At 68.3% G+C, this 16,592-nt stretch carries 16 protein-coding genes; 3 read left to right on the top strand and 13 right to left on the bottom strand.

All coding sequences use genetic code 11. The features are described 5' to 3' along the window. Positions 1 to 178: 178 nt before the first annotated feature. Positions 179 to 1,210: a methyl-accepting chemotaxis protein gene (locus ASF39_RS22580; RefSeq protein WP_274533825.1), complete on the top strand. Its 1,032-nt coding sequence runs from the start codon at positions 179 to 181 to the stop codon at positions 1,208 to 1,210. Between the two features lie 7 nt (positions 1,211 to 1,217). Here the strand turns inward: ASF39_RS22580 and ASF39_RS13055 are convergent, their stop codons facing one another. Then, positions 1,218 to 2,510 carry a nicotinate phosphoribosyltransferase gene (locus ASF39_RS13055; protein WP_056285106.1) on the bottom strand — a complete coding sequence of 431 codons (1,293 nt, stop codon included), beginning with the start codon at positions 2,508 to 2,510 and terminating at the stop codon, positions 1,218 to 1,220. A gap of 269 nt (positions 2,511 to 2,779) precedes the next feature. Here ASF39_RS13055 and ASF39_RS13050 point away from each other — a divergent pair, with 269 nt between their 5' ends. Continuing rightward, positions 2,780 to 2,986, top strand: a complete 207-nt coding sequence (locus ASF39_RS13050; RefSeq protein ID WP_055884498.1) for a hypothetical protein — start codon at positions 2,780 to 2,782, stop codon at positions 2,984 to 2,986. A 12-nt stretch (positions 2,987 to 2,998) separates the two neighbouring features. Here the strand turns inward: ASF39_RS13050 and ASF39_RS13045 are convergent, their stop codons facing one another. The 10 genes from ASF39_RS13045 to ASF39_RS13000 form a co-directional block, all read right to left on the bottom strand. Further along, positions 2,999 to 4,573, bottom strand: a complete 1,575-nt coding sequence (locus tag ASF39_RS13045) for a SpoVR family protein (protein WP_056284573.1) — start codon at positions 4,571 to 4,573, stop codon at positions 2,999 to 3,001. Further along, positions 4,570 to 5,871 (bottom strand): YeaH/YhbH family protein, encoded by a 1,302-nt coding sequence (locus ASF39_RS13040; RefSeq protein WP_056284570.1) that lies wholly within the window; start codon positions 5,869 to 5,871, stop codon positions 4,570 to 4,572. Before ASF39_RS13040 ends, ASF39_RS13045 begins: the two co-directional genes overlap by 4 nt. An 85-nt stretch (positions 5,872 to 5,956) precedes the next feature. Then, positions 5,957 to 7,903 carry a PrkA family serine protein kinase gene (locus ASF39_RS13035; RefSeq protein ID WP_055884509.1) on the bottom strand — a complete coding sequence of 649 codons (1,947 nt, stop codon included), beginning with the start codon at positions 7,901 to 7,903 and terminating at the stop codon, positions 5,957 to 5,959. A gap of 333 nt (positions 7,904 to 8,236) precedes the next feature. Further along, positions 8,237 to 8,674, bottom strand: coding sequence for a hypothetical protein (locus ASF39_RS13030; protein WP_055884513.1), 438 nt, complete (start codon positions 8,672 to 8,674; stop codon positions 8,237 to 8,239). A gap of 218 nt (positions 8,675 to 8,892) precedes the next feature. Beyond that, the gene (locus tag ASF39_RS13025; protein ID WP_056284568.1) at positions 8,893 to 9,411 is read right to left on the bottom strand and encodes a MerR family transcriptional regulator; all 519 of its coding nucleotides are present in this window, start codon (positions 9,409 to 9,411) and stop codon (positions 8,893 to 8,895) included. A 6-nt stretch (positions 9,412 to 9,417) separates the two neighbouring features. Continuing rightward, positions 9,418 to 9,738: an integration host factor subunit alpha gene (locus ASF39_RS13020; protein WP_055884521.1), complete on the bottom strand. Its 321-nt coding sequence runs from the start codon at positions 9,736 to 9,738 to the stop codon at positions 9,418 to 9,420. Between the two features lie 96 nt (positions 9,739 to 9,834). Next, positions 9,835 to 10,812 (bottom strand): beta-ketoacyl-ACP synthase III, encoded by a 978-nt coding sequence (locus ASF39_RS13015; RefSeq protein ID WP_056284565.1) that lies wholly within the window; start codon positions 10,810 to 10,812, stop codon positions 9,835 to 9,837. 28 nt (positions 10,813 to 10,840) lie between these two features. Beyond that, positions 10,841 to 11,875 (bottom strand): phosphate acyltransferase PlsX, encoded by a 1,035-nt coding sequence (gene plsX / locus ASF39_RS13010; protein WP_056284562.1) that lies wholly within the window; start codon positions 11,873 to 11,875, stop codon positions 10,841 to 10,843. Between the two features lie 168 nt (positions 11,876 to 12,043). After that, the gene (locus ASF39_RS13005; protein ID WP_056284560.1) at positions 12,044 to 12,586 is read right to left on the bottom strand and encodes a DUF177 domain-containing protein; all 543 of its coding nucleotides are present in this window, start codon (positions 12,584 to 12,586) and stop codon (positions 12,044 to 12,046) included. After that, the gene (locus tag ASF39_RS13000) at positions 12,583 to 13,140 is read right to left on the bottom strand and encodes a ubiquinol-cytochrome C chaperone family protein (protein WP_056285102.1); all 558 of its coding nucleotides are present in this window, start codon (positions 13,138 to 13,140) and stop codon (positions 12,583 to 12,585) included. The genes ASF39_RS13005 and ASF39_RS13000 overlap by 4 nt, the downstream gene beginning before the upstream one ends. A 196-nt stretch (positions 13,141 to 13,336) precedes the next feature. On the opposite strand from ASF39_RS13000, the gene ASF39_RS12995 reads away from it, so the two are divergent. Next, on the top strand, positions 13,337 to 13,834 hold the full coding sequence (locus tag ASF39_RS12995) for an outer membrane protein assembly factor BamE (protein WP_056284558.1): 498 nt from the start codon (positions 13,337 to 13,339) through the stop codon (positions 13,832 to 13,834). Positions 13,835 to 13,900: 66 nt separating this feature from the next. Here ASF39_RS12995 and ASF39_RS12990 read toward each other — a convergent pair whose 3' ends face one another. Further along, positions 13,901 to 14,596: an HAD hydrolase-like protein gene (locus ASF39_RS12990; RefSeq protein WP_348271520.1), complete on the bottom strand. Its 696-nt coding sequence runs from the start codon at positions 14,594 to 14,596 to the stop codon at positions 13,901 to 13,903. 17 nt (positions 14,597 to 14,613) lie between these two features. Continuing rightward, complete coding sequence (locus tag ASF39_RS12985; RefSeq protein WP_056284556.1) at positions 14,614 to 16,512, bottom strand: PAS domain S-box protein; 1,899 nt, start codon at positions 16,510 to 16,512, stop codon at positions 14,614 to 14,616. Positions 16,513 to 16,592: the final 80 nt, after the last annotated feature.

Below are 16,592 nucleotides of genomic sequence, written 5' to 3'. Positions count from 1 at the left end.
TGAAACCGGATCGATAGCGCTACCGACCGGCCGAAATCCCCCCGTCTTTATGAAACTGTAATGCGCCGCCACGGATAATCCGCGCAACGAAACACAAGAGGGACGCGACCCCGTGGCTGGACTGACGATCTCGAGGGAGGACAGGGCGGCGCGTTCGGCCGAGGCGGCTCCCGCCGGGGTGAGCATCCGCGGCATCGCCGAGGAGATCGGCGAGATCAAACGGATCTCGTTCGACAAGAGCCGCCGCATCCAGGGCATCACCGGCCAGGTCAAGATGCTGGCGCTCAACGCCCTGATCGAGGCGGCGCGCGCCGGCGAGATGGGGCGCGGCTTCTCCGTGGTCGCCCAGGAGGTGCGGGCGATCGGAGCCGAGATCGAGGTCATCGCCAAGGCCCTCGAGGACGAGCTCTCGGACAGGATCGCGGGGCTCCAGGGCCGGTTCGAGAGCCTGTCGCAGGCGTCCGAGGACGCCCGCCTCACCGACCTCGCCCTCAATGCGGTCGAGTTGATCGACCGCAATCTCTACGAGCGCACCTGCGACGTCCGCTGGTGGGCCACCGACACCGCCATCGTCGAATGCGCCGCCGCGCCCTCGCCGGAACGTATCGCCTACGCCATGGAGCGGCTCGCGGTCATCCTCGGGGCCTATACGGTCTACCTCGACCTGTGGCTGTGCGACCTCGACGGCCGGGTCGTCGCCCATGGCCGCCCCGACCGCTATCCCGGCCTGACCGGGCGAAGCGTGGCGGGCGAAACCTGGTTTCGCGAGGCGATGGCCCTGCCCGCCGGCGACGCCTACGTCGCCGGCGACGTCGCCCGGCAGGGCCTGCTCGGCGGCGCCCAGGTCGCCACCTATTGCGCCGGCATCCGCGCCGGCGGAAGCGCCAACGGCCGGCCGCTGGGCATCCTCGCCGTCCATTTCGACTGGGAGCCGCAGGCCAAGGCCATCGTCGAGGGCGTGCGCGTCAGCCCCGAGGACAGGGCGCGCACCCGCGTTCTCCTCGTGGATGCCGACAGGCGCGTCCTGGCCGCCTCCGACGGCAAGGGCGCCCTCACCGAGACCCTGGCCTTCGCCCCCGGAACGCAGGCGAGCGGCGCCGCGCGCAGCCCGACCTCCGGCGCGGTCACCGCCTTCCACCGCACGCCCGGCTACGAGACCTATGCGGGGCTCGGCTGGTACGGCGTCATCGTGCAGACGCCGCCCGCGTGAGGAAGGTTCAGACCACGACCGGCATCGCCGCCAGTTCGCCGACACCGAACACCCGCCGGTAGCGCGCGATCTCGGCCTCGGGCCCGATCGCCTTCGAGGGATTGTCCGAGATCTTGACCGTGGGCCGGCCGTTGGCGGCGATGACCTTGCAGACGATGGAGATCGGGTCGAGGCCGCCCTCCGGCGCCAGCTCGCGGAAATCGTTGGTCAGAAGGGTGCCCCAACCGTAGCCGATCCGCATGCGCCCGTGGAAATGGGCGTGGATCGCCTCGATGGTGGAGATGTCGAGGCCGTCGGAGAAGATCGCCAGTTTTTCGCGCGGGTCGCAGCCCCGCGACCGCCACCAGGCGATCGCCTCCTCGCCGCCGGCGATGGGCTCCTTCGAGTCGATGCGGATGCCGGTCCAGGCATCGATCCAGTCCGGGGCCTCGGCCAGGAAGCCGGTGGTGCCGTAGGTGTCGGGCAGCATGACGAGGAGATTGCCGGCATAATCCTGCTGCCAGTCGGCGAGCACGTCGTAGGGCGCGCGGGCCAGCGCCGCGTCGCCGTCCGCGAGGGCCGCATAGACCATCGGCAGCTCGTGGGCGTTGGTGCCCACCGCCTCGACCTCCCGGCGCAGGGCGATGAGGCAGTTCGAGGTGCCGAGGAAGGCCTCGCCCAGGCCCTCGCGCATCGCTTCGACGCACCAGTCCTGCCACAGGAATCCGTGCCGTCGCCGGGTCCCGAAATCCGCGATCGACAGACCGGGCAGGCGCTTGAGGCGCTCGATCTTCTCCCAGACCCGGGTCATGGCCCGCGCATAGAGGATCTGCAGGTCGAATTTGCCGAGGCTGCGCAACACGCCGCGCGAGCGCAGCTCGTTGAGGATGGCCAGCGCCGGCACCTCCCACATCGTCGTCTCGATCCACGGGCCGTGGAAGGTGAGGACGTATTGCCCGTCGCGGGCCTCGAGCTCGTACTCGGGCAGGGAGAAGCCCTCGAACCACTCCATGAAGTCGGACGAGAACATCTGCCGGCGACCGTAGAAGGTGTTGCCCCGCAGCCAGGTCGACTCGCCGCGGCTGAGGCGCAGCGAGCGGGCGTGGTCGAGCTGCTCGCGCAAGGCGCCGGCATCGACGAAATCGGCGAGCCGGACGCTGCGGCTGCGGTTCTGGATCCCGAAGGTCACGTCGGCGTCGCGGTGTCGCCGAAAGATCGTCTGTGCCATCAGGAGCTTGTAGAAATCGGTGTCGAGCAGCGACCGCACCACCGGGTCGATGGAAAAGTTGTGGTTGTGCACCCGCGTCGCGAGATCGAGCATGTGGCCGGTACCGCTCATGCGGAGCCCCTCGCCCGCCTCGGCCAGAGGCGCACGAGGCCGAGGGCGGAGTCAACCGAAGGCCGCTTCGCTGCAGGTCGTCGCCGGCCGCGCCAATTCGGGGCGGTTGCCGGGAGGCGAGCCGTGCGGCATCACGGAACCGTAGTCGTTGCGAGGGATCAGGATGGCGTGGGCATGACGATCACCGAGCGACCGCCGGCGACACCGACTCGGGCTGCGCCGGGGTGTCGCGTGACCGGCGTTGCTCGCCCATGTTGACGGTGCTCCTCGGCCTCGCGCTGCTCGCCGTCCTCGTGCTCATGCTGGTGCGGCGGCGCGACATCGGCCGCCTGACCTCGCTGGCGACGCTGATCGCAGGGGTGATGGCCCTGCTTTGGCTCATCGACAGCGGGCTCCTGCCCGGCTCGCAGGGGCCTTTGACGCCGGCCCGGCCGGACACCCTGCTCGATGCCCGCTGACGGGCGCGGCCCTCAGAAGAAGATCGGCCGCGCGCTGGCGTTGTGTTCGGCCAGGACTGCATCGGTGGCCGGATCGATCTCCCTGAGCACGGCGTCGTAACCCCACAGATCGGCGAGATGCTGGAGCACGCGCTTGGCGTCGTCCTTCTGCAGGGTGATGCGGTTCAGGGCCTTGTGGTGGAGGATGAGGCGGCGGTCCCCTTCGAGGTCGACGTCGATCACCTCGATGTCGGGGTCGAGCCAGGCGACGTCGTACTGCCGGGCGAACGAGCGGCGCAGCTTGCGGTAGCCGCGCTCGTCGTGGATCGCCGCCACCCGCAGCTCGGATTCGTCGGGGTCGTCGACCACGTGGAACAGGCGCATGTCGCGCATGAGCTTGGGGCTGAGAAACTGCGCGATGAAGCTTTCGTCGCGGTAGTTCGCCCAGATATCGCGCAACGTCGCCATGGCGTCACCGGTGCCGGCGATCTCGGGGAACCACTGCCGGTCCTCGTCGGTGGGCTGCTCCACGATGCGGGCGATGTCCTGCATCATGGCGAACCCGATGGCGTAGGGGTTGTGCCCGCCGTAGCCGCGTTCGTTGTAGTTCGGCTGGCGGATGACGTTGGTGTGCGACTGCAGGAATTCGAGATAGGCCGCTTCGGTGATCAGCCCCTTCTCGGAGAGGCTATTCATGATCCGGTAGTGGCAATAGGTCGCGCAGCCCTCGTTCATAACCTTGGTTTGGCGCTGGGGATAGAAGTACTGCGCCACCAGGCGCACGATCCGCAGGATCTCGCGCTGCCAGGGTCGCAGGCGGGGAGCCGCCTTCTCCAGGAAGTAGAGGATGTTCTCCTGGGGCAGTTCGAGCAGCGCCTTGCGCCGTTCCATCGCCACGTCGGGCCGGACACCGGCGACCTTCTGCGGCAGGGTCCGCCACAGGTCGTTGTAGATCTGCTCGCCGTGCTCCAGCCGCTCGCGCTCGCGCCGCTGTTCCGAGGCGAGGTCGGGGCGCTTCTTGCGGGGATAGCGGTGCACGCCCTGGCTCATCAGGGCATGGGCGGCATCGAGCACCTGCTCCACCGCCTGGTGGCCGTAGCGCTCCTCGCAGCGGGTGATGAAGCCCTTGGCGAAGTCGAGGTAGTCGAGAATGCCTTCCGCGTCGGTCCACTGCTTGAACAGGTAGTTGTTCTTGAAGAAGTGGTTGTGGCCGAAGGCGGCGTGCGCGATGACGAGCGTCTGCATCGTCGCCGTGTTCTCCTCCATGACGTAGGAGATGCACGGATCGGAGTTGATGACGATCTCGTAGGCCAGCCCCATCAGGCCGCGGCGGTAGCCGGCTTCGTGCTGGGCGAAGTGCTTGCCGAACGACCAGTGCTTGTAGAACAGCGGCATGCCGATCGAGGCATAGGCGTCGAGCATCTGCTCGGCGGTGATGATCTCGATCTGGTTGGGGTACCACGACAGCCCGAGCGCGGCCGCCTCGGCCTCGCAGGCGTCGTGGATGCGCCGGATGGTGTCGAAATCCCAGTCGTTGCCGGTGAACAGGGGTTGCTGCGCACCTGAAATGTTTCCACCCGAGACGTGTCTTGGTGCCGTCCCCGTCATGCCCCCGCCTCCGTACGTGCATCCTTGCGCCCGAACAGTTCGCGGAACACCGGATAGATCTCGCGCCGGTGGTTGACCTTGCGCATGGCGATGGCGCCGCCGGATTTCGCCAGGGCCTCGTAGGTGCGCCACAGGGTGGTGCGGTGCTCGACGAATCCGGCCCGCGGGCCGTTCTCGTCGCCGACCTCGAGGTAGGCGAAGTGCTGGCAGGCCGGCAGGATGTGGGCGCGCAGGAGGTCGGTGGCGGTGGGCGCGTCGCTCGAGACGTTGTCGCCGTCCGAGGCCTGCGCCGCGTAGATGTTCCAGTCGTTGGGGTCGTAGCGTTCGGTGATGACCCGCTTCATCTCCACGAGCGCCGAGGACACCAGCGTGCCGCCGGTCTCGCGCGAGCCGAAGAACGTCTCCTCGTCCACCTCCGTCGCCTTGTCCGTATGGCGGATGAAGACGATCTCGACGTGGCGGTAGCGGCGCGTCAGGAAGATGTGCAGCAGGATGTAGAACCGCTTGGCCAGGTCCTTCATGTGCTCGGTCATCGAGCCGGAGACGTCCATGAGGCAGAACATCACCGCCTGGGCCACCGGGCGCGGATAGGTCTCGAACCGGCGGTAGCGCAGGTCGAGGGGGTCGACGTAGGGGATGCGCTTGGCGCGCTCGCGCAGGGCCTCCAGGGCGAGCCTGAGATCGGGCAGGCCGGGGTCGGTCTCGAAGGCCTCGGCGATCTGCGCTTCCAGGGCCGCGATCTCGTCGGGCTTCGGACGCTTGAGGGCGATGCGCCGCGACATCGAGTTGCGCAGGGTGCGGGTCAGGGCGAGGTTGGCGGGCGAGCCGGAGACCGTGTAGCCGGCCCGGCGCAGGCCCTCGGTCTCCACCACTGAGAGCCGTCGCTTGGCGAGGTCGGGCAGCTCGAGGTCTTCGAGGAAGAGTTCCAGGAACTCGTCGCGTGTGAGGACGAAGCGGAACGCGTCCTCGTTGTTCTCGTTGCCGTCGCCGCCCTCCCCCGAGCCGCCGCCACCCGATCCGCCGGGTGGGCGCTCGATACGGTCGCCCTCCACGTAGGTCCGGTTGCCCGGCAGGATATGGTCCTGCAACCCGCTGCCGGACTGGCGGCTGAAGCGCGGTTCGCGCACCCCGTCCACCGGCACGGTGACGCGGCCATCCTTGCCGAGATCCTTGATGTCCTTCTCGCGCGCCGATTCTCGCACCGAACGCTGCGCCATGTCCTTGATGCGGCGCAGGAAGCGCTGACGGTTGGGGAGGCTCTTGCCTCCCGGATTGAGTCGACGGTCGACGATGTGCATCCGGTCTCTTCGCCCTCGCCCCAGGAGTGCCGCGGGTCCCGGTCGTCCGGACGGTCCCCTGCAGGGAGCCGTCCGGAAGCCGTCCTCATCCGGCCTGCTTCACGCGCATGTACCATTCGACGAGGCGGCGAACCTGCCGCTCGGTGTAGCCGCGCGCCACCATGCGCTCCACGAACTCGCCGTGCTTCTTCTCGGTGTCGCCGTCTTTCTTGGAGCCGAACGAGATGACGGGCAGCAGTTCCTCGACCTGGCTGAACATGCGCCGCTCGATCACCTCGCGCAGCTTTTCGTAACTCGTCCACGACGGATTTCGGCCGCCGTGCTGCGCCCGTGAACGCAGGGCGAACTTGACGACCTCGTTGCGAAAATCCTTCGGGTTGGCGATGCCGGCCGGCTTTTCGATCTTGGTGAGCTCCTGGTTGAGGAGTTCGCGGTTGAGGAGCTGGCCGGTCTCGGCGTCCTTGAAGTCCTGGTCCTCGATCCAGGCGTCCGCGTAGTCGATGTAGCGGTCGAACAGGTTCTGGCCGTAGTCGTGGTAGGACTCGAGATAGGCCTTCTGGATCTCGTGCCCGATGAACTCGGCGTAGCGCGGCGCCAGTTCGGTCTTGATGAATTCGAGGTAGCGCTTCTCGGTCTCGGGCGGCAGCTGCTCGCGGCGAAGGGCCTGTTCGAGCACGTACATGAGGTGGACGGGGTCGGCGGAGACCTCGGTCGTGTCGTGGTTGAAGGTCGCCGCCATCACCTTGAAGGCGAAACGGGTCGAGATCCCGTCCATGCCCTCGTCGACGCCGGCGGAATCCTTGTACTCCTGCATCGAGCGGGCACGGGGATCGACCTCGCGCAAGCTCTCGCCGTCGTAGACCCGCATCTTCGAGAAAGCATTGGAATTGGCATGCTCGCGAAGGCGCGAGAGCACAGAGAACCGAGCCAGCATTTCCAGTGTACCCGGTGCGCAGGAAGCCGCCGACAATTCCGAGCCGGAGACAAGCTTCTCGTAGATGCGCTGCTCCTCCGTCACCCGCAGGCAGTAGGGCACCTTGATGACGTAGATGCGGTCGATGAAGGCTTCGTTGTTCTTGTTGGTCTTGAAGGTCTGCCACTCGGACTCGTTCGAGTGGGCGAGGATGATGCCCGTGAAGGGAATCGCGCCGATGTTCTCGGTGCCGACGTAGTTGCCCTCCTGCGTCGCCGTCAGCAGGGGGTGGAGCATCTTGATCGGCGCCTTGAACATCTCGACGAATTCGAGGACGCCCTGGTTGGCGCGGTTCAAGCCGCCCGAATACGAATAGGCATCGGGGTCGGCCTGACTCAGGGTCTCCAACCGCCGGATATCGACCTTGCCCACCAGCGAGGAGATGTCCTGGTTGTTCTCGTCGCCGGGCTCGGTCTTGGCGATGGCGATCTGGCGCAGGCGCGACGGCCGGACCTTGATCACCTTGAACTGCGAGATGTCGCCGTTGAACTCGTCGAGGCGCTTGAGGGCCCAGGGACTCATCAGGCCGGTGAGGCGCCGGCGCGGGATGCCGTAGCGCTCCTGGATCTCGGTCCCCATCACCTCGGGGTCGAACAGGCCGAGCGGGCTCTCGAACACCGGCGAGACCTCGTTGCCGGCCTTGAGCACGTAGACCGGATGGACCTCCATCAGGGCCTTGAGGCGCTCGGCCAGCGAAGACTTGCCGCCGCCGACGGGGCCGAGCAGGTAGAGGATCTGCTTGCGCTCCTCCAACCCTTGCGCGGCGTGGCGGAAGAACGAGACGATCCGCTCGATCGTCTCCTCCATGCCGTAGAATTCCGAGAAGGCCGGGTAGACCCGGATGGTGCGGTTCATGAAGACGCGGCCGAGGCGGGCGTCCTTGGCGGTGTCGACGAACTCCGGCTTGCCGATCGCGTCGAGGATGCGCTCGGCGGCGGAGGCGTACATCAGGGGTTCGTCGCGGCAGGCCTCGAGATAGTCGGAGAGGCTCATCTCCGTATCGCGGCGGGCCTCGTAGCCCCGTGCAAAGCTCTGGAAAAGGTCGTTCGTCGACGGCATGGGCTCTCCGATCCCCTCACGACATTCGCAGCTTCATCCTGTCTGGCCTCTGATGCAACTGACAGGCCCAGATTTGTCGCAGTGCGATGGAGGCCGGGACACCCCGTGTGATGACGGCCACACGGGGCCGAATTTGGGCCGAGCGCCCGAACCACCGGGCCCGGCCGCCGGTGCGTGGCTTCCCCTCGCACGACCTCTCGAGGGCGGCCGTGTCGGATCGCCGACCCATCGCTCGCCGGCCTATCGCGGAGGTGCACGCCTGACGCCCTGCCCGCGATCGAATGGGAGCGAGGCCGGTACGGTTCCCGGCCTCACCCCCTCCGTCCGTCGTCCTCAGAGGTCGGTCCCCTCCTTCTTGGCGTCACCGCCCGTCTTGGCGGCGGCGGGTCCCACCGTGATCTTGATGGTCTGGGTCTGCACCTGGCCGTCCGAATCCTTGATGTCGACCACCACCTCGTCGGCGCCGGTGTAATTCGCCTTGGCCTCGTAGAAGACGGCCTGGACGGCGGCGTCCTTGCCCGGGCAGCGATAGCTCGCGGGCGTCTTGATCTTGCCGACCTTGGTGACGAGCGACCCGTTCTTGGGGGCGCCGCTGACCCGGATCTCGGGCATCGGGCCGGCCGAGCAATCCTTCTTCAGGTTCGGGACGATGGCGAGCCTGACCGACTTGCCGCTGGCCACGCTCTCGCTGCGGGTGACCGTGGTCTGGGCGAAGGCGGGGCCCGACAGGGCGAGGCCTGCGAGGAGGATGGCGGACGAACGGATCAACATCGGGATGACACTCCGGTGCGGGCGCGCCGATGAGATCCGGAGTGTCCCGGCCCGGTCGCGCCCCAACACCCGTGATGTGGGGAGCGCGAGGGGGAGCGTCGAGGGCCGTCCGCTCTGCGGCGGACGATGATCGGTTGGGCAGGCTGCCCTCCGCCGGGGCACGGATGCCCGAGGTCGACGGAAGACTCGAAGCAGATTGCCTCGAAACCGGGCGGGAATCACGATTGCGCGGCGACGTCCGGCAGCATCAGGTCCTGCAGATCCATCTCCGGCGGGAGCCGCAGGGCGACGAGCCTGTCGCGGCAGACCTGAAGATCTGCGAGCACGTCTTCCAGGAGGGCGCGGTCCGTGGCGGTCATGGACGTGGGGGCGTCCGACCCATCCTCGCCGGTGTCCGCGTCGCGCACCGCCGGCGCCGCCGCTTCGGCCTCGCCGCGTCCGATCGACTGGACGAAGCGCACGCCGCCTTCCTTCAGGATGCGCTGGGCGCCGCGGATGGTGTAGCCCTGCCCGTGCAGCAGGCGCTTCACGCCCTTGATGAGATCGACATCCTCCGGCCGGTAGTAGCGGCGCCCGCCTGCCCGTTTGACCGGCTTGATCTGGGTGAAACGCGTCTCCCAGAAGCGCAGGACGTGCTGCGGCACGTCGAGTTCGTCGGCGACCTCGCTGATCGTGCGGAAGGCCCCGGCGCTCTTCTCCGATCCGTCAACGCCATCCCGGGTTGCCGCCAGCGCCATGGTCGCTCACTCCTCGTCGTGATCCGCCGCGCCGTTCATGCCGTTGATCCGGGCCTTGAGCACGTTGGAGGGCTTGAACACCATTACCTGGCGCGGCTCGATCTCGACTTCGACGCCGGTCTTCGGATTACGGCCGATGCGCCGGCCCTTGCTGCGCACCACAAACGATCCGAACGAGGACAGCTTGACCGTTTCTCCCTGCGCGAGGCAAGCGCAGATTTCGGCGAGCACCGTCTCCACGAGGGCCGAGGATTCAGTGCGGGACAGGCCGACTTGCTGATAGACGGCCTCGCTCAGATCGGCGCGTGTGACCGTCTTCCCACTCATGAATCCGTCCCCGGGCCGTTTCTACGTTTGACACGTATCTCTATGATCGGACACGCTAATCGCCCGCCCGGCCCGGGTCAACAGAAAGCCTTGGCCTTACCAGCGGATCAGCGCGGCGCCCCAGGTGAACCCGCCGCCGATGGCCTCGATCATCACGAGGTCGCCGGGTTTGATGCGCCCGTCCTTGCGGGCGACGTCCAGGGCCAGCGGAATCGAGGCCGCCGAGGTGTTGCCGTGCCGGTCCACCGTCAGCACGACCTTGTCGCGGGCGATCCCGAGCTTGTCGGCCGAGGCTTCGATGATGCGGCGGTTGGCCTGGTGCGGCACGAACCAGTCGAGATCGTCCGCGGTCGTCCCGGTGGCATTGAAGGCGTCGAGGATCACGTCGGTGACCGAGCCGACGGCGAATCGGAACACCTCCTTGCCCGACATCCGCAGGTGCCCGGTGGTACCGGTCGAGCCGGGACCGCCGTCGACGTAGAGTTTGTCGCGATGGCGGCCATCGGACCGCAGGCTGGAGGCGAGCACGCCGCGGTCCGCGATTGTCCCCTGCCCGTCCTGAGCTTCGAGCACGATGGCGCCGGCGCCGTCGCCGAACAGGACGCACGTGGTCCGGTCCTCCCAGTCGAGGATGCGCGAGAAGGTCTCGGCGCCGACGACCAGCGCGCGCCTGGCCGACCCCGAGGTCAGGAACTTGTCGGCGGTGGTCACCGCATAGACGAAGCCGGCGCAGACGGCCTGAAGGTCGAAGGCGAAGCCCTGGTGGATGCCGAGCGCCGCCTGGATCTGCGTCGCCGTCGAGGGAAAGGTGTGGTCCGGCGTCGAGGTGGCGCAGATCACGAGATCGATGTCGTCGGGGGTCAGACCCGCATCGTCGAGGGCGGCCCGCGCCGCCCTTGCGCCCAGGACCGAGGTGGTCTCGCCGGGGCCGCAGAGGTAGCGTTGCCGGATGCCGGTACGCTGGACGATCCAGTCGTCGGAGGTGTCCACGGTCTCGGCCAGCGTGGCGTTGCTGACGCAGCGCGACGGCAGCGCCGAGCCCCCGCCCACGACCACGGAACGCAGGATCGTCATCGCATCCGCTCCTGCATCGGGGGCGCCCTCACGCCGAGGCCGCCGTCGGCGTCAGGTCGAGCATGTCGCGGATCGTGCGCATGAGGTCGTGACGGGCCATGTCGTGGGCGAGGTCCACGGCGGCCGCAAAGCCCTGCGCGTTCTCCGAGCCGTGGCTCTTGATGACGATGCCCTCCAGCCCGAGGAAGACGCCGCCGTTGGCGCGGCTCGGGTTCATCTTTTCGCGCAGGGCCTTGAAGGCCTGGCGGGCGAAGAAGTAGCCGATCCTGGCCGAGAGCGTGCGGCTCATGGCGGCCCGCAGGTAGGTGCCGATCTGCTTGGCCGTACCTTCCGCGGTCTTGAGGGCGATATTGCCGGTGAAGCCCTCCGTCACCACGACGTCGACGGTGCCGAGGCCGAGATCGTTGCCCTCCACGAAGCCATGGTAGGTCAGCCCCGGCAGCGGCGACTCGCGCAGGATGCGGGCGGCTTCCTTGACCGCCTCGTTGCCCTTCATCTCCTCGGTGCCGACGTTGAGCAGACCGACGGTCGGCGTGTCGAGGTCGAACACGATCCGGGCCATGGCCGCGCCCATCAGCGCCATCTCGACGAGGTGCTCGGCGTCGGTGCCGATGGTGGCGCCGACATCGAGCACGACGCTCTCGCCGCGCACCGTCGGCCACAGGCAGGCGATGGCCGGGCGCTCGATGCCGGACAGGGTCTTCAGGCAGATCTTCGACATCGCCATGAGCGCGCCGGTGTTGCCGGCCGAGACCGCGGCATCCGCCTCGCCGTCCTTGACCGCCTGGATCGCCCGCCACATCGACGACTTGCCGCGCCCCGAGCGCACCGCCTGGCTCGGCTTCTCGTCCATGGCGATGGAGACGGTGGTGTGGCGGATCTCGACGGCGCCCTTCAGGCGGGGCTCGGCCGCCACCAGCGGCGCCAGCACGGCCTCGTCGCCGAACATCAGGAAGGTCATCTCCGGATGTCGCTCGCGGGCGAGGCCCGCGCCGGGGACGACGGTCGCGGGACCGTGGTCGCCGCCCATGGCGTCGAGGGAGATGCACACGCGTTGTGACATGACGGATCCGGCCGGTGGCCTCGTGCGAAGGGGTGCCCCGGTCGTCAAGGGCGGGATGGAGGCGCCGCATCGTGCGGGGCCCTGCTCGGCGGGGCGGAAAATAGCGATCCGGGCCCACCGGGCAAACGAAATCTGCGGTGCCTTGCGCGCGAAGCCCCGCGCCGGCCCTCAGTCCTGCCGCCCCGGAGGCTGCCCGAGGGGATCGAACGGTCCGGGCTCGGCGTCCTCGATCACGGGGGTGAAGGCGATGCCGGGCTTGCGCGGATAGGGGTCGAGGCCCAACGCCAGGAACTCGGCGGTGAGGGTTCCGAAATCGATGGTGTTGCCGACGATGGGGTCGGGCACGTCGACCTCCTCCGCATCGGTGCCCGCGAGAATGTCGGTGTCGGTGAAGACCACTTCCGCGGGCTCCGACACCGGCGCCTCGAACGGATCGAGGCTCACCGTGCAGGTCTGGGTGACGAGCGCCGTCACGGTGCCGGTGACGATCAGGCGCGAGGACGGGCCGGCGACGCGAAACCGCCCGACCAGGTCGCGGATCGCGGGGATCTTGAAGTCGTCCGCCAGCGCCAGGCATTCAGCTGGTGTCGCCGTCACGATCACCTCGCTGCCCTCCTTGCGCAGGCGATCGACGCGGGTCGGGCGCGAGAGCGGGCCGGGCTTGGGGTCCCTGGTCCGGTCGTGGCGTGGCGGGTGGTCGTGACGTGTCATGGCGCACCCGTCTGGTCGGTGAAGGCGTCGGGCGAGGGAAAACCCGGCCCCGACGCGAGCAGGGCGTCGAGGTCCGTCCCCTCCAGGGCGGCGGCCGCGGCCAGGACATAGCGTGCCAGGCCGGCCCCGTCCCCGGGTTCGGGAGTGCCGATGACGTTGCGGGCCAGCGCCGTAGCGAGCGCCTCACCGTCCTTGGTCGCCAGAGCAGCGCCGTAGGTCTCGGCCCGTCCGTAGAAGGCGGCACCGAGCTTCTTCATGCGCTTGGGCACGCCGAAGTCGCCGACGCCGAGTTCGCGCAACGACGAATCGAGCTGCAGGAAGACCGCATTGACGAGATCCTGCGCCACATCGGCGGCGGGCTCGGGCAGCGTCTCCAGTCGCCGCAGCACCAGGATGACGTGCAGGCACAGGCACTCGAACCGGCCCTCGACCGTGTCGGGCACGCCGAGGCCGGTATAGAGCCCGGGCTGGCGCGAGGCGTCGTTGATGCGCCGGTGCAGCGTCTCGACGGCCAGCCCCCGCGGCGCCTCACGCTTGAACAAGCGCCAGATCACGATCGGGTCCCCTGCCCGCAATGGTGGGTCCATCGCGCCTGCGCTTGGGCGGAGGGCTGTGTCCGGGCTTGCCTTGTCAAAACCATAACCCCGCGGTACGGCAACGAACGGTCAAGGTGCAAGGGCTCCCGGTCGTCACCGGGTTACCTACACCGCACCGAAGATGCGTTCAGTTGTTCAAGATCAAGGGTGGTCGATGTCGCGCCGTCTCGTTTCGTCGCTCGCCCGTTTCGCTGTCGTCGGCCTCGTCGGTCTCGGCGTATCGGGCTGCATCGGTGAGGATATCCGCCATGGATACCAGATCGATCAAGCTGCGCTCGCCACCGTGAAGCCCGGGATGAGCGCCGAGCAGGTCCTGCAGATCCTCGGCACGCCGTCGACCGTTTCCACCGTCGGCAACAAGTCCTGGTACTACATCACCCAGAACACCCGCCGCACGGTGCTGTTCCTCGGTGAGCAGGTCGAGGACCAGAAGGTCACGGCGGTCTATTTCAACGCCGGCTTCAAGGTCGAGCGCGTGGCGCTGTACGGCCTCCAGGACGGCCGGGTGTTCGACTTCATCGAGCGGACGACCCCATCCAGCGGCGCCGACCGCGCCTTCCTCAGCCAGCTCTTCCGCGGCCTCACCCGCTACGAGCCGTTCGGCAGCGGCAGCGGCACCAGCATCGTCCCGGGCGCCAGAAGCGGCCTCTGATCCGTCCCGTCGACGGGACGACGCGAGGGTTCGACGCCCTCCCGTCGTCGTCGCCGGTTTGGCGCGTCAATGCGGGATAACGGCCGCCGGGATGTCGGTCGGTTTCGTGAAGACGAAGGCCGGGTGTCGCGCCTCCAGGGTATCGGCCCGCGTATAACCCCAGCTCACCGCCGCGAAGTCGCAGCCGGCCGCCGTGGCCGCCTCGTGATCGCGGATCTCGTCGCCGACATAGAGTGTCGCCGTACCGGGCTCGCCCGCCCGCCGGACCGTTTCGGCGAGACGCTTGGCCTTGCCGAACAGCGAGGCGCCGCAAGCAAAATACCGGATCGTTTCCGCGAGTTCCGGCCCGAGCACCGTGCGGATCGTGCCCTCGCCGTTCGAGCTGACGACGGCCAGTGGAATCCCGGCTCCGGCCAGTGTCCGAAGCATCGGTGCGATGCCGGGAAACAGCCCGATGTCGGCGCGATCGCGCACCGCCAGCGCCTTCATGTGCCGGCTGACGAAAGGAAGCTTCCAGGCCGGGATGCCGAGGTGGCGAACGATGGCCCGCGCATCCATGCCGCGCATCGTATGGAGGTCGGCTTCCGCGACGCCCCGGAAGCGATAGCGGGCGGCCACGTCGTTGAGGACGCCACAGAACCAGGGGAAACTGTCGGCCAGGGTCCCGTCGAAATCGAACGCCACGAGACCGTAGGGCCGCGCCGAAGCCGGGCGTGACCCGTGGGCGAGGTTGTCGTCGCCACACCGCGCCATCGGGCTCATGCCCGTCCCGAATTCGGTCAATGCCGCAGGTTGGCCGCGGGAACGCCCAGGTGCATGACGAGGCCTCCAGGCGCCCAGTCGTGGTGCAGGGTGCCGTCGAGTTGTCCGGCGACGCTGCGTTCGGCCAGCAGGGTGCCGAAGCCCCGCCGCGACGGCGGGCCGGTCACCACCGGCCCGCCGGTCTCGGCCCAGGTCAGTTCGTAGGTCCCGTCGACGAGGCGGCCCGTGAGGGTGACGCGCCCCCCCGGCGTGGACAGGGCGCCGTACTTCATGGCGTTCGTGGCCTGCTCGTGCATGATCAGGGCGAGCGCGGTTGCCGAACTGTCGCCGATCGCGACGTCGTCGCCCTCGATCACGACGCGGGCGCGGCCCTCGTCGCTGTAGGCGGCCATGATCAGGCGCATCAGGCCGAGAACGGTCTGATCGCCCACCGAGGGCGCGCTGGCCGGCGAGTGCGGGCGGACGTATTCGTGCGCCTGCGCCAGGGCACCCAGGCGCAGGCGGAACGCCTCGACGAAGGGCTTGGCGGTGGGATCGCCCCGCCCGGACAGGGCGGCGATGCCGCCGACCACGGCGAAGATGTTCTTGATCCGGTGGGACAGTTCCTTGATCAGGAGATCGCGGGCTTCCTCGGCGCGTTTGCGCTCGCGCAGGTCGCGGGTCACGGTGGCGTAGCCCATCGGCACCCCGTCGTCGTCGTGGACGGGGAAGACGGTGCACAGGACGGCGATCTCCTCGCCTGTGACGACGTGGCTGAACGTCAGTTCGCCTTCCCACCAGCCCTCGCGCCGGACCGCGGACAGGACGACCGCCTCGATCGTCGTTTGGCTCGATGGCGTGAAGTAATCCCGCAGTTCCATGCCCGTCACGGCCTGGCGGTCGGGCAGGCCGACCAGGCGTCGGCCCGCGGCATTGACGTGCAGCATCGCCAGGGAGGTATCGGCGATGCCGATGAAATCCTTCGATTGCTCGACGATCGCGGCGAGCTTGCGGGCCTCGCCCTCGGCCCGCTTGAGATCCTCGATATCGGTGCAGGTCCCGAACCACCGCTCGATGCGGCCTTCGGCGTCTCTCAGGGGCATCGCCCGGCCGAGCGTCCATCGGTAGGCGCCGGACCGGTGGCGCAGGCGGTATTCGACCTCGTAGGGCTCGCCGGTGGCGAGGCTGTGGCGCCAGCGCGACCACGCCCGCTCCTGGTCGTCGGGGTGGAACACGCCGTTCCAGCCCTCGCCGTCGGTGGAGCCGACCGGCACGCCGGTGAACTCGTACCAGCGGTCGTTGTAGAAGTCGTGGAAGCCGTCCGGCAGCGTGGTCCAGACCATCTGCGGCATGGCCGCGGTCATGACGCGGAACCGGCGTTCGCTCGCGGCCAGTTCCGCTTCCTGCGCGGCCACCTCCTCGCGGATGCGCCGGGTCTCGATGAGGGTGGCGACCTGGCGGGCCAGGGCGCACAGCACGTCGGCCTGGATGTCGGTGAGCCCGTCGGGGCGCGCCGCGGCGTCGAGGATGCACAGGCTTCCCAGCGGCAAGCCACCGGAGGTGCGGATGACAGCGCCGGCGTAGAAGCGCAGGGCCTGGGGGCCGGTCACGAAGGGGTTGTCGCGCGTGCGGGGATCCAGGGTCAGGTCGGGGATGACGAGCAGCGCCTCGCTCTCGATCGCATGGGCGCAGATCGAGACCTGTCGTGACGTCTCCGCCTCCGGGAAGCCCACGCGGGCCTTGAACCACTGGCGGAATTCGTCGACCAGGCTGACGAGGGCAATCGGCGCACCGGTGACGCGGACCGCGATCGCGACGATGTCGTCGTAGACCGATTCCGGAACGGTATCGAGAATCTTCAGGTCGCGCAGATGCGCGAGCCGATCGTTCTCCGCCCAATGACAGACAGCCGATAGACAGGGGTCGTTCGAACTCAAACCTCTGAACCCTCGCTGGACAACCGTCCATAGGCCCGAAATGCGGCCTGCGATAGCTTCACTTGCGGTCGAGCTTACAC

Source organism: Methylobacterium sp. Leaf108 (assembly GCF_001423265.1).
GTDB lineage: Bacteria > Pseudomonadota > Alphaproteobacteria > Rhizobiales > Beijerinckiaceae > Methylobacterium.
This window is presented reverse-complemented; position numbering and strand designations above follow the sequence as displayed.